8 protein-coding genes are annotated in these 13,456 nt (G+C 44.4%); 6 read left to right on the top strand and 2 right to left on the bottom strand.

Annotated elements, in window-relative coordinates; genetic code table 11:
• Positions 1-97 precede the first annotated feature (97 nt).
• A complete protein-coding gene (locus M2273_RS08660) occupies positions 98-508 on the top strand; it encodes a cupin domain-containing protein (RefSeq protein WP_429395438.1) in 411 nt (136 codons plus the stop codon).
• A 100-nt stretch (positions 509-608) separates the two neighbouring features.
• Here M2273_RS08660 and M2273_RS08665 read toward each other — a convergent pair whose 3' ends face one another.
• Positions 609-788 (bottom strand): hypothetical protein, encoded by a 180-nt coding sequence (locus M2273_RS08665; RefSeq protein ID WP_429395441.1) that lies wholly within the window; start codon positions 786-788, stop codon positions 609-611.
• Positions 789-1,058: 270 nt separating this feature from the next.
• On the opposite strand from M2273_RS08665, the gene M2273_RS08670 reads away from it, so the two are divergent.
• The 5 genes from M2273_RS08670 (at position 1,059) to M2273_RS08690 (ending at position 12,074) form a co-directional block, all read left to right on the top strand.
• Positions 1,059-5,252 (top strand): two-component regulator propeller domain-containing protein, encoded by a 4,194-nt coding sequence (locus M2273_RS08670; RefSeq protein ID WP_429395444.1) that lies wholly within the window; start codon positions 1,059-1,061, stop codon positions 5,250-5,252.
• A 249-nt stretch (positions 5,253-5,501) separates the two neighbouring features.
• Positions 5,502-6,341, top strand: a complete 840-nt coding sequence (locus M2273_RS08675; protein ID WP_429395447.1) for a chromate resistance protein ChrB domain-containing protein — start codon at positions 5,502-5,504, stop codon at positions 6,339-6,341.
• A 92-nt stretch (positions 6,342-6,433) separates the two neighbouring features.
• Entirely contained in the window at positions 6,434-7,831 is a 1,398-nt protein-coding gene (locus M2273_RS08680; RefSeq protein WP_429395450.1) for a TolC family protein, read from the top strand.
• A complete protein-coding gene (locus M2273_RS08685; protein ID WP_429395453.1) occupies positions 7,828-10,992 on the top strand; it encodes an efflux RND transporter permease subunit in 3,165 nt (1,054 codons plus the stop codon). The genes M2273_RS08680 and M2273_RS08685 overlap by 4 nt, the downstream gene beginning before the upstream one ends.
• Positions 10,989-12,074: an efflux RND transporter periplasmic adaptor subunit gene (locus tag M2273_RS08690; protein WP_429395456.1), complete on the top strand. Its 1,086-nt coding sequence runs from the start codon at positions 10,989-10,991 to the stop codon at positions 12,072-12,074. The genes M2273_RS08685 and M2273_RS08690 overlap by 4 nt, the downstream gene beginning before the upstream one ends.
• A gap of 99 nt (positions 12,075-12,173) precedes the next feature.
• Here M2273_RS08690 and M2273_RS08695 read toward each other — a convergent pair whose 3' ends face one another.
• Positions 12,174-13,442, bottom strand: coding sequence for an Hsp70 family protein (locus M2273_RS08695; RefSeq protein ID WP_429395459.1), 1,269 nt, complete (start codon positions 13,440-13,442; stop codon positions 12,174-12,176).
• Positions 13,443-13,456 lie beyond the last annotated feature (14 nt).

Consider the following 13,456-nt stretch of genomic DNA (forward strand, 5'->3'; position numbering starts at 1 on the left):
TGATCAGTCTCAGGGAGTACCGCTGGCGACAGTTCAGCAAATAATGAGACAAGTATACTAACTGATCAACAAGTTGTGAATTATTAAAATAAAAGAAATGAAACCATATAAAAAACTCCTTTTAAGCCTGTTTACCATTTTTAGTTTAACGTTACTCTTTATTCCAGACCAGGCGATAGCACAGCAGCCGGGAATCGTGCGCACAGATCTTCAGCGGCATGATATCAGTGTTGCCGGACACGAGGCTATTCAGGTGCGCGTAGACTTTAAACCCGGTACTGCTTTTGGAATGCATGCCCATCCGGGCGAAGAAATTATCTATGTACTGGAAGGAACATTGGAATATGAGATTGAAGGCGAGCGCCCGGTAACGCTTAAGGCAGGGGATGTGTTTTTTGTGCCGGCCGGTAAAAACCATTCGGCCAAAAATGTAGGTAAAGTGAATGGTGCAGAACTCGCAACCTATATTGTTGAAAAAGGGAAACCGCTCCTGGTTTTAAAAAAATAACGCAATTGCAAATAATTTTTGACGCCCGGTAGGGATGGAATAATTGGTACCGGGGCGCTGCACAGGCAGTGACTTTTCATAACCTGCAGATTTTTCATTTTTATGGTGTTTTCCAGTCATTGTCTGTCAAAACAGGATTGAACTCGATAGAAGTGGTGGTTGTGGTAATCCTGGTTTTGCCGTCAGAAGATTCTGTAGTGGCAGGGTAGGTGATACCATCTGTTTTAGTGAAACCTTTGTATATGGATATATTGGGTAAATTGACGAATGTGCCAGCCAAGCGCGATACCGGTGGTGCCGACAGCGAACAAGGCAGGGCGCATTAACTTTAACATCCTTTGCCTCATGGTCAATGAAACCTTATCGTTTACTTTAAACTGTTTACTTTTAATGATTATTGATTAAAAAATAAATCTCTTTCTATACGATAGCACGAGGCTGGCTTTTTATATTTTAACATGCAACTTGTTGATTCCGTATTCGTATACAACATCACCGATCCGTTATTTATCTGTTGCCGGTAAGGCTCATATTTAATATTTGTTTGTTGATGATTAAGACCCGGGCGCTCGTTCACCTGTTTAAGTTTGTTGTACTTTTTACTTGGTTCGTTATACCGGTTAGTAGCTTTGCTCAGCACCAAAGTCTCAAGTTCGAACATCTGGGTACGAGAGAGGGATTGTCACAAATTGATGTAAGCTGTATAGTCCAGGATAGCCGGGGATTTATGTGGATTGGGACTGGAAATGGGTTAAACCGGTATGACGGATACAAATTTATTAACTATCGTCATGACCCTGAAGATAACAATTCACTGAGTAATAACGTGATCAGTGACATAGCGATTGATCACGCTGGCAATATATGGATAGCCACCAAGAGCGGCTTAAACAAGCTGGAAATAAGATCGGGACGGTTCACACGATACCTGCATGATGAAAATTCTGCTCATAGTTTATCAGCTAACACCATTAATAAGATAGTACTGGATTTCAGGGATAATGTATGGATTGCTACTCAAAGTAGCGGCCTGGATTATTTTGACAGTGCAAAAGGCATATTTCAGCATCATGTTCACAATGATGCCGACCCGCTTAGCCTGAGTAATAATAATGTTCACGCAGTACTGGAAGATTCGCGACATCGTTTATGGGTTGGGACCGCATCAGGAGGGTTAGAGCTTTATCATCCCGCTGATAATACCTTTTTAAAATTTGGAACTACATCTTCGGTAACCCAAACTGGTACCGGACATAGTATTACCTGCATGTATGAAGACAAAACGCGTTTTTTGTTTTTGGGTACAGAATCTGAAGGTATTTTTCGTTTTGACATGGATAATAAATCATTCAGTCATTTTAAAAACATACTACCCCCCCGTAGGGGAGCCTCTGTAAATACCATTAACAGTTTAAACAAAGATGATTCGGGTAATTTGTGGGTTGGTATGGAGCATGGAGGGATAACCGTGTTGAATAGAACCAACGGTGAGTTTTATAAGTATCAGCACGACGAAATAGATGATAACAGCATCAGGGGTACCAATATTAACGCGCTTTGTAAAGATAAAGCAGGCAATATGTGGGTGGGCGCTTTTGGCGGAGGAATTAATCTGTATAAAAAAGCAACGGCCAGTTTTCCAATGTACCGGCATAATTCATCTGCCGGGAGTTTATCCAGTAATTTTGTACTGGATATCTTTGAGGACAGGGACAGGCAAATCTGGATTGGGACGGATGGTGGAGGACTTGATCAATTTGATCGCCGGAACGGGTCTTTTATTCATCATCAGCAACAGCCTGCGGGTAAAAATGGCATAGCGGGTAATTATATTTTAGTTACCAGGCAGGCTGCTGACGGCCGCTTATGGATAGGGACATGGGGCGACGGGCTGAGCATATATGATCCCTCCACCCATTTATTCGAAAACTTAAAAAAAGATCCGGCTAATCCGCACAGTATCGGTGGAAACAATGTTTATAGCATTCTTCAAACCAAGGATAAGAATACCTGGTTGGGAACTTTTAACGATGGCCTGGACTGTTATAATCCCACGACCAGGCAGTTTAAACATTTCAGGTACAATGCGCTTGATCCACATAGTTTAAGCAGCGACCGGATTTACGATTTATGTGAGGATCATTTTGGTAACTTATGGATAGGAACAAATGATGCCGGCCTGGACCTGTTAGATCGTAAAACCGGTAAATTCAGCCATTTTAAACACAATGATAATAATAACAGCTTAAGCAATAATACCGTAACCGATATTTTTGAAGATAGCAAGGGAGGTTTATGGCTGTGTACCATTGGCGGATTAAATTTATTAGATGTGGCAAGTCGTCATTTTACAGTCTTTACTACCAAAAATGGCTTGCCAAGTGATGTGATATACGCTATCAAAGAAGATGACAGCGGCAATCTGTGGATAAGCACGAACAGTGGTATATCAAAATACGACCGTGCACAAAAAACTTTTACCAACTATACAACTGAAGATGGTTTGCAGGGTGATGAGTTTAAACCACATGCCGCATTGAAAAGTAGCGATGGCCAATTGTTTTTTGGCGGCACGAATGGCTTTAACGCTTTTTATCCGTCCCGAATATTAAAACCGGCAGGCTTTTTGCCTTTAACGGTTACTTCCATACAGGTTTTTAACAGGCCGCTTGCTCCTGCAAGGGATAAAAAAGATCCTTCTCCTTTAAAACAAGATATTGCCGACACCAAAACAATAGCCCTGACCTATAAGCAATCTTTCTTCTCGCTTGAATACGCCGCGTTAGATTATGGTGCTGCTGATAAAAAGCAATATGCTTTTAAACTGGATGGATTTGATAAGGACTGGAACTATGTTGGAGCCCGTAATACCGCATTTTATACCAATATACCTGCTGGAAAATATCTGTTCAAAATCAAATACCGGAACAATTCGGGGCTTTGGTCGCCGGTAAAGACGGCGCTGCAGATTACCATTGTGCCACCATTTTGGCTCACATGGTGGTTTAAATTATTAGTATTGCTCGGTATAGCCGTAGCGCTGTTTAGTAGCAATAGATACCGGATGCGTGTCAACAAATTGCGGCAACAGGTGCTGGAGCGGCAGGTAAGAGAGCGTACGGAACTGTTGGGCCGAAAAACCATCGATGAGCACCGCGCCCGGGAACAGGCAGAACAGGCCCGGGAGGAAGCAGAACAGGCCAACGTAGCTAAAAGCCTTTTTTTGGCTACCATGAGTCATGAGATACGTACACCGATGAACGGCGTGTTAGGCATGGCCACCCTGTTGTCTGGTACATCGCTTACCACAGAGCAGCAGGAATATACAGAAACTATCAAGAATTGCGGTGACGCATTATTAAGTGTGATTAATGATATTTTGGATTTTTCCAAAATTGAAGCGGGACACATGGATCTCGATGAACAGGATTTTAATTTACAGAATTGTGTTGAAGGTGTAATGGATGTTTTTGCAGATAGCATATCCCGAAAAAACCTCGATTTAGTTTATTGTATAAGCGAAGAAGTGCCGGACGTTATATGCGGTGATGAATTGCGGTTGAGGCAAATACTCATCAATTTAATTGGTAATGCAGTAAAGTTTACAGACACGGGTGATATATTACTGGAAATTAAAACAGGTGATCCCGATATAAACAAAACTAAATTGTTATTCCGTGTACAGGATACCGGTATTGGGATTGCTCCAGACAAATTAGGCCGGTTGTTCAAGGCATTTTCGCAAGGTGATTCCACTACGACAAGAAAGTACGGCGGAAGCGGTCTTGGACTTGCAATTAGTAAAAGACTGATTGAATTAATGGGGGGAGAGATTGACGTAATGAGCACGCCTGGTTCTGGAACAACCTTTTGCTTTAGTATCCCTTTGAAACAAGGGGGGGCAATATCCGGTGATCAGGCTACCCATTCGCCGGTTTGGAAGGATAAACGGACTTTGATTGTAGACGATAATGCGATCAGTCGTGGCATGATACAAATGCGACTGGAGAAATATGGATTGATAACCTTGGTTGCAGAATCGGGTAAACAGGCAATAAAATTGTTATCGGAGAATCCTGAGGTGGAATTGCTGATAACGGACTTAAATATGCCCGGAATGAGTGGACTTGACCTGGCGAAAATGGCCCGGGCGACTAACCCTTCGCTGCGCATTATTTTGCTTAGTTTAGTGGGTAATGAACATCAGGGAGCTAATTACCACTTTATTGATGCTGTTTTAAACAAGCCCATAAAATACGATGCCTTGTATAAGGTTATTGGGAATCAATTTATGGGCTTTGCTTTGCCTGAAGCAGAACCTGATCTTGATCAAAAAGTGATTTTTTCCGTTGAATTTGCTCAAAAGTATCCGATTGACATCCTGATCGCCGAGGATAATCTGATCAATCAAAAACTGGCTGTTCACTTGTTAAAAAAGATGGGTTATGAACCTGATGTTGCTTTAAACGGTGCCGAGGTTTTGTGTTTGTTACAGAAGAAGGATTACAGCCTCATACTGATGGATGTTCAGATGCCGGAAATGGATGGTTATGAAGCAACCAGAAGAATTAGAAAGGAAAGCGTATTCCAGCCGGTTATTATTGCCATGACGGCAAATGCAATGCCGGGAGACCGGGCCATATGCCTTAAGGCCGGAATGGACGATTACCTGAGCAAACCGATCAACCTGAATGCCCTAATATCGGTTTTGAAAAAATGGAGTAAAGAACCTCTTCGTAAATAAGGTATCTCTAAACGCCTGTTTCTGCATAAATAAGGTCGGCGGGATGATTAATTCAGGAACCCATAACGATGTCTGTACACCACTTCGGGTTTTAATTATGGGCGATTGACTTATAGGTGGTGGTATTGGTTGTTTAAAAAAAATTCAATAAACAATACCGTAATACAAATTTGCTACAGATTTATAGGGTATAATCGCCGGGTAACATGCCTTGCAATTAAAAGGGTTAGATTTTTAACTTTGATCATTATGAAATGGATCACCCGAGAACATCCCAAGATTGACCGTATCGCCTGTCCCTGGCTAATCAAACGCTTCATTGATCCGGAGGCAGAAATCATTTATGTACCCGTTGACCAGGTAATTGCGCAGGCTGCAGTTTTAAATGCTGTTCCATTTGATCTTCCGGGCGTGGAATACACCCATTACGACAATCAGTGCAGCTTTGATTATTTTATCAAGAAACATCAGCTCAAAGATGTAGCGCTTGACCGCATGGCGGCCATTGTTCGTGGTGCGGATACCGATCGGCATGATTTAGCCCCGCAGGCATCTGGATTGTCGGCCATCTTTTTAGGGTTATCCAAAACTATCCCGGATGATCATGAATTGCTGGAACTGGGCATGAAAGTTTATGACGGCTTGTACACCTGGGCCAAATACCTGTATGAGCAAAAACATATCCAGGAGCCGGTGGAATATCTTTTACTGGAGGTTTTTAATAAATACCTGAAACAACAGGGGTCCAAAAAAGCGCCGGTATGGGCCCGGGAGATCAAAGAAATGATCCAGGACCAGATAGATACTAATATGTCTCTGAGCCTGCAGCAAGTGTCGGAAGAACTGAAGATCAATCCGGCCTACCTGTCACGGGAGTTTTCCAAGTATTTTGAGGATCTGTCTTTTGGCGATTATATACGTAAGATGCGGATAGAAAAATCAATACACCTGATGGAGACTACCGATTATTCCTTAACCGAGATTGCTTACCTGACCGGATTTTCTGACCAGAGCCATTTTAACCGGATCTTTAAGAAACAAATGGATATGAAAGCCTCCGAATACAAAAAAAATCTGCTCAAAAAGTAAAGCGGATTCTATTTAGGTAAAATCCGTTCTATTTTGAGGCCGGAAATTATCATAGCATTGTGCCTACAAATACCAGTACTGGATTTCCAGATATGAAATATCCCGTTTTACCCATTTATTCAAAGATCAGCCTGCTTGCAGGTATACTCCTTTGTTTTTTACTGCCTGAACGAGCCGCTGCACAGCAAGGTAAGCCATACCTTGATTCCCTGCTCCGGACCGCAGCGGCCAATTATCCCCTGATCAAAGCCAAGAAACTGCAAACACAAGCCTTACAATATGCGGTGAAGTATAAGCAAAATGGTTTGATCCCTTCGCTGAATGCCTCTTACCAGGTTGATTATGCCACCGCCAATAATATTACGGGGATGATCTACCCACAGTATATCACACCGATCAGCGGCCCACCCAGCAAGGGAAATGATTACAGTGGCGTGCCCGGCAGCGCCGCAGCACTTAACCTGCAATGGGAACCCATCACTTTTGGTCAGCGTGGTGCCGAAATTGATCTCGCTAAAGGTAGGCTGCAATATGGCCAGGCGGATGAGAATTTAACCTTATTTCAGCACCAGGTCTACGTGATCAGTGCCTGGCTAAATTATTTACTGGTCAATGACCTGATCAAGGTTTATCAGTCCAATATCGCTAAATCGGCCTTCAACTTAAAACAGGCTCAAACCTTAGTGGTCAGTGGCTTAAGGCCCGGAACAGACTCTTCCTCCTTTCATTCCGAATACACCAGGGCCCAAATGCAGCTGATCGCTTTTGAAAGGCAAAGAGATTCTACACTAATTGCGCTTAAAGAACTGGTCGGCGGTAAATTACCGGATGGTTTGCCAGTTGATTCTTCGCTCTTCAGCCATCTTCCGGCCATTGCTTTGGCTGATACTTCAACAGCCGACCACCCGGAGGTACAATTAGGAAAGGCGAATGTCAGCGCGAATGAGCTGACCTTAAAATCATTAAAGAAAAGCATCCTGCCCCGCTTAACCCTTTGGAGCACTGGATACGGCCGGGGTTCGGGTATCGGTGCTGATGGTTCGGTCAATTCCAATGATGGCTGGCGTTTCCAACGGTATAACTACGGCGTGGGCGCCCAGATCGCTTTCCCGATACTGGAAGTTTTCAGACAAAAGCCACTGTGGAAACAACAGGAACTCATTACCGCATCCAGCCGTGAACAGCTGGCGCAAACCGAACTGCACCTGAACACACAAAAGGAGATCGCAGCATCCAACTTTCAAAAGGCCTTACAAACAGCCAGGCTGGCACCGCAGCAATTCCAGTCAACCGAATATTCCTACAAAGCCATCCAATCGAGGTATAAATCAGGCCTGATCAATTATTACGATGTGATCCAGGCGCAACAGCTCTTATTTCAGTCTGCGGCTACGGTGAAGATCGCTTATTATGGTGCCTGGCGGGCCCTGCTCAATGAGGCGGCCTATAGTGGCAGCCTCAACCTGTTTTTAAATCCATACGGCAAATGAATATTATTCAATTTTTATACGCCTCACTGAGAAAGCCGGTCACGATCATCGTGGCCGTCATTGCCCTGATTTTCTTTTCGGTTGTTTCCATCAAAACGATGCCGGTAGACATTTTTCCGAAGCTGGGGACACCGACCATTTACGTTGCCCAAACTTATGGTGGTTTATCAGCCGAACAGATCGAAGGTTTCGTGACTTCTTACTATGAATACCACTTCTTGTACGTAACTGGTATTAAATCCGTAGAAAGCAAAACCATCCAGGGTGTTACTTTATTAAAGCTCAACTTTTACGAGGGCACCGATATGGGGCAAGCCACCGGTGAGGTGGTATCTATGGTGAACCGGGCAAGGGCCTTTATGCCTCCTGGAACCGTGTCGCCCTTTGTCACCCGTTTTGATGGCGGCAGCGTGGCTGTTGGCCAACTGGTTTTCAGCAGTCCAACTCGGTCATTAGCCGAAGTGTCGGATCTGGCCCTGTTTAAGGTTAGGCCTATGTTCTCCACGCTGCCAGGCGTTTCCGCGCCGCCGCCATTCGGCGGTAACCAGCGCTCTGTGCTGATTAAAGCGGATCCCAATAAATTACGCAGTTATGGTATCAGTCCCGAGGAACTGGTTACTGCTATCGCCAAAGGAAATACCATCCTCCCGGCGGGTAACCTGCGGGTGGGCGACCAGATGCTCATCGCGCCTCAAAATACGGTCGTGGATAATATTCAGGACCTGGGCAATATTCCTGTAAAAACAGGCAGTGGCCCTGCCATTTACGTGCATGACCTGGCGCAGGTGGATAATGGTGCTGATATTACCGCAGGTTATGCCTTGATCAATGGCAAGCGTTCGGTTTATATCCCGGTAACTAAAAGGGCCGATGCTTCTACCTGGGATGTGGTACAGAAAGTAAAAGCCGCTATACCGGATATGCAGGCTGCCATACCGGCGGATATTAAAGTCAGTTATGAGTTTGACCAATCGGGTTATGTGATCAATTCCATAAAAAGCCTGATGACAGAAGGTATTTTAGGGGCATTATTAACTGGTTTAATGGTGCTGCTGTTCCTGCGCGATTGGCGCGGTTCGCTCATTGTAGTTTTAACCATTCCGCTCGCCTTGCTTTCCGCAGTGATCTGCCTGAAGCTGTTTGGTCAAAGCATCAATATCATGACGCTGGGTGGCCTGGCTTTGGCTATCGGCATATTAGTGGATGAGGCGACGGTTACTATCGAAAATATCCATCACCACCAGGAAAAAGGGGAGCAGAAAGGCCGGGCGATCCTGGATGCCTGTAAGGAGATCGCTTTACCAAAACTATTGATCCTGTTGTGTATCCTGGCTGTGTTTTTTCCGGCCTTCTTTATGTCGGGCATCCCTAAGGCGATGTTCCTGCCGCTTTCCCTTTCGGTTGGTTTTGCGATGATCGCTTCCTTCTTGTTATCGCAATCCTTTGTGCCGGTGATTGCCAACTGGCTGTTTAAAGATAAACCGACCGAAAACGTGGGAGAAGGCAAACGCATGACACGTTTTAAAGAAAGACATGAACGGCTGATTCATCGCCTTTCACCGGGCAGAAATATTTTGATGCCTGTTTATATCATACTTTCCATTGCCTTAGCCGGATTGCTATTCTTTACGGTCGGTAAAGAGTTGTTTCCCAAAGTGGATGCAGGACAGTTTCAGGTAAGATTAAGGTTAAAGGAAGGCACGCGGATCGAGCGGACAGAACAAAGCACCAAACAATTACTGCATCTGATCGACAGCCTCTCCGGCGGCAACAAGATCGCCATTTCCTCTGCCTATGTTGGCCTGGTGGCATCAAGCTATCCGGTAAGCGTGATCCATCTATGGACCAGCGGGCCGGAAGAAGCTTTGTTAAAAGTTAAATTCATTTCAGGTGCCGGCATTCATCTGGATGATTTTAAGGAACGCGTACGTCAGGCCGTCAATAAACAAATGCCCGGATCACATATTTCTTTTGAACCGGCTGACCTCGTGGAGCAGGTCATGAGCCAGGGAACAGGAACACCGGTGCAGGTACAGGTATTGGGTAAAAGCCTGGCACAGGACCGGGACTTTGGAAAGAAGATCGTTGAACGGCTGAAAACATTACCATACCTGCGGGATGTTGCCTATAGCGCGCCACAGGGTTACCCAGCCATGAAAATTGAATTTGACCGGGTGAAACTGGGTCAGTTAGGATTAACCGTAGAAGATGCCGGAAAGTCACTGGCTGCTGCTACTTCTTCCAGTCGTTTTACGCAACCTAACTATTGGGTAGATAAAGCAGCGGGAACCGCTTACCAGGTACAGGTGCAGGTACCGGAACTGATTATGAACGATCCGGGACAGGTGGATAATATCCTGTTGAGTTCCAACAATGGTAAACAGGTATATATGCGGGATGTAGCGACCTGGAAAATGGGCAATACGGAGGGCGAGTTTGACCGTTTAAACCAAAAGCGTTTTATCACTATTACAGCCAACCTGCAAGGTAAAGCGCTGGGCACAGCCATCCATGATATCGATAAGATTATTGGTGAAACAGGCAAACTTCCGGAAGGTATGAAGATTCAGCAGCCGGGACAAGCAGAAGTGTTTTTACAAACTTTTCAGGAATTACAAAACGGTATCCTGCTCGCTATTGTGGTCATCTTTCTATTGCTGGCGGTAAACTTCCAGTCGTTCCGGTTGTCGTTGGTGATCATCTCAGTTATTCCTGGCATTTTAGCGGGTAGCCTGCTGCTGCTCTGGATTTGTGGCAAAACGTTGAATATACAATCATATATGGGTTGCATAATGGCGGTTGGTGTGGCGGTAGCCAATGCCATCCTGTTTGTCACCCAGGCAGAAAAGCATAGAAGCGAAAAACTAAGTGAACCCTATTTACAGGGGATCAAAGACCGGATCAGACCTATCTTAATGACCAGTTTGGCGATGATCGCCGGGATGATCCCGATGGCTTTGGGCTTTGGCGAGGGTGGCGACCAGACATCGCCATTAGGCACAGCAGTGATCGGTGGCCTGATCTTTTCCATGTTCTCCAGCCTGATCATATTGCCTTTAATTTACCAGTCGTCCATCGGGAACCGTCCTGTACCTGTTATCTCCTTAGACCCTGATGATCCTGCAAGCAAGTATCACCTTTTAACCGAAAATCAATCATGAAAACTATATATTATATACTCTTAGTTCCTGTTTACTTGTTGGCAGCTTGTGGCGGCAATCAGACTGAAAAAGCCACCCCGCAGGGTCTGCCAGAAAAACCCGCGGTTAAACTGATCACGCTGCAACTGGAACCGGTTTCCAATAAACTGAATTTAACGGGAGAAATTATTCCCTTTGACCGTGCTAACATTTATGCCCGTACACCAGGCTATGTAAAAGAAGTGAAAGTAGATATAGGTTCTAAAGTTACGAAAGGGCAGGTGCTATGTATCCTGGATGCTCCTGAATTAAAGGCGGCACAAGCCCAAAGTCAAAGTAACAGCATGGGTGCTAAGTCTAAATATGAATCCAGCAAGTCGACTTATTTAAGGTTGTTGAAGGCGGCACAAACGCCCGGAGCCGTGGCAGATAACGAACTGGAAATTGCACGCAACCAGATGCTGACGGACAGCTCGGTTTACCAGGCCTCCCGTTCAGCTACACAAGCCAACAAAGCAATAGAGGACTACCTGCTGATCCGTTCGCCTTTTAATGGCGTGGTGACCGCAAGAAATATATTTAAAGGCGATTTTGTAGATAATACCGGCAAAACACTGTTATTCCGTGTAGAAGATAACTCGTCTTTAAGAGTTGATGTAGCCGTACCCGAAGCCTTTAATTCAACTTCCTTAAAAGATAACGAAGCAACCTTTACCGTATCCGCCAATCCCGGACAGGTTTTCAAAGCTAAACTGGCCCGAAAATCAGATGCCATTGATCCGCAAACCCGGAGCGAAACCTGGGAGCTTACTTTTCCGAATGCGAACGGCTTGTTGAAACCCGGTATGTTCGCGCAGATCGTTTTACCTGTCAGCCGCCCGAAAGAGGGTTTTCTTGTGCCTTTCAAAGCCGTAGTGACCACGCAGGAACGCAAGTTTGTGATCAAGGTAGAAAACGGAAAGACGAAATGGGTAGATGTTAAAACAGGGTTTACCGGCAAGGAAAAGACCGAGATCGCGGGCGACCTGAAACCCGGCGACCAGTTGGTAGCGCAGGCTAACGAAGAATTGAAAGAAGGTATAGTTGTTCAAATAAAACAGTAACACAATTGTGAAATAGATCACTCCTGAACGGCTAAAAATTGACCGTATTGCCACTCCCTGGCTCATTAATCGATCCTGTGATCTTGCACATCGCAGAGATCATCCCTCAAATAGGTAACCACTGTAAGCCAAACCCCTGGCCACGCTTTTAAAGTTATCTCCCGAATTTAGGCTAACATGAGGAAATCTTTTTTTGAAGAGTTTTTGAATGCTATTAACCATAGAAGTACCGCCTGTTAAAAAGAGGCTGTCGATATCTTGGGGCTTGATACCGTTTTGCACCATAAACTCATCCAGGTAGTTTGCAATCCGGTCCACGTCTTTCGCAATAATCTGTTCATAATCAGGCAGGGGTATTTTCTCGTTAATTTTGATATTCATTTTTTGATAGCGAAACAAAGCAGTATCCGCCTTTGAAAGCGTGATCTTTGTTTTTTCGATGGATTGAAATACTGAATAGCCCAGGTTATTTTCAATAAGCGTGATCAAATTTTTAAACTGTGGATCTTTGCCCGAAAAATAGTAGTAGTCTTCAATATCTTTTTTAATGCGAAGCCCATTAAAGAAATTCATTTGTTCCCATGAGCAAATGTTTGCAAAAAGCGATTTTGGCATGCTTAATACTTTACCCGGAGTAGCTTCGTATTGGGTGTTTTTGCCGAAGTACGGCGTGCCTTTCTCCCACATAAAGGCTGAATCGAAGCTATCTCCTCCCACGTAAATCCCTCCACTGGCCATCATATCATTCTTCCTGTCTTTGTTCCCAACCTTTTCAGGATCAAGCATCAAATAGGTAAAATCTGTAGTACCTCCGCCAAGGTCAGCCACCAATACATTTTCCTTTTTTAAGAGGCTTCTTTCATAGGCAAAGGCCGCTCCGATGGGTTCAAATTGAAACCTGACGTCTACAAAACCGGCAATTTCTGCCGCTTTATTTAGTCGTGTCTGTGCTAACGTATCTTTCTTTACATCATCGTCATCAAAAAAAACAGGCCTCCCTATTACTGCTTTTCGGCAATCTTGCCCAATTAATTGATCTGCACGATCTTTCAGATCCTTTAAAATGATTGCTACAAGATCAGATGCATTATATTTCTTATTATGAATACGGGTTTCCGTGAAACTGCTCCTTGATAATACTTGTTTAATAGACTTAATAAAACGCCCTTTCATATTATCGTTAAGGTAGGCTGTAATTGCATCTTCCCCTACAACATAATTTGGGCCCATTGCCGCATTAGGCTGATGATAGAAATAAATAAGCGAAGGAATGATAATCGTGTTCTGTATTTCTTTCGTTTCCTCGTCGTAAATTGCCAAGGCTGAGTTGGTTGTCCCAAAATCAATTCCGTATAAAAGCTTCTTCATATCAGGGGGAGATA

Source organism: Mucilaginibacter lappiensis, assembly GCF_050433765.1.
In the GTDB taxonomy this organism is placed as follows: Bacteria; Bacteroidota; Bacteroidia; order Sphingobacteriales; family Sphingobacteriaceae; genus Mucilaginibacter; species Mucilaginibacter lappiensis_A.

Coding starts and splice junctions, on each gene's coding strand:
- M2273_RS08690 (WP_429395456.1), top strand. CDS start 10,989: ATGAAAACTATATATTATATACTCTTAGTTCCTGTTTACTTGTTGGCA.
- M2273_RS08660 (WP_429395438.1), top strand. CDS start 98: ATGAAACCATATAAAAAACTCCTTTTAAGCCTGTTTACCATTTTTAGT.
- M2273_RS08695 (WP_429395459.1), bottom strand. CDS start 13,442: ATGAAGAAGCTTTTATACGGAATTGATTTTGGGACAACCAACTCAGCC.
- M2273_RS08670 (WP_429395444.1), top strand. CDS start 1,059: ATGATTAAGACCCGGGCGCTCGTTCACCTGTTTAAGTTTGTTGTACTT.
- M2273_RS08680 (WP_429395450.1), top strand. CDS start 6,434: ATGAAATATCCCGTTTTACCCATTTATTCAAAGATCAGCCTGCTTGCA.
- M2273_RS08675 (WP_429395447.1), top strand. CDS start 5,502: ATGAAATGGATCACCCGAGAACATCCCAAGATTGACCGTATCGCCTGT.
- M2273_RS08685 (WP_429395453.1), top strand. CDS start 7,828: ATGAATATTATTCAATTTTTATACGCCTCACTGAGAAAGCCGGTCACG.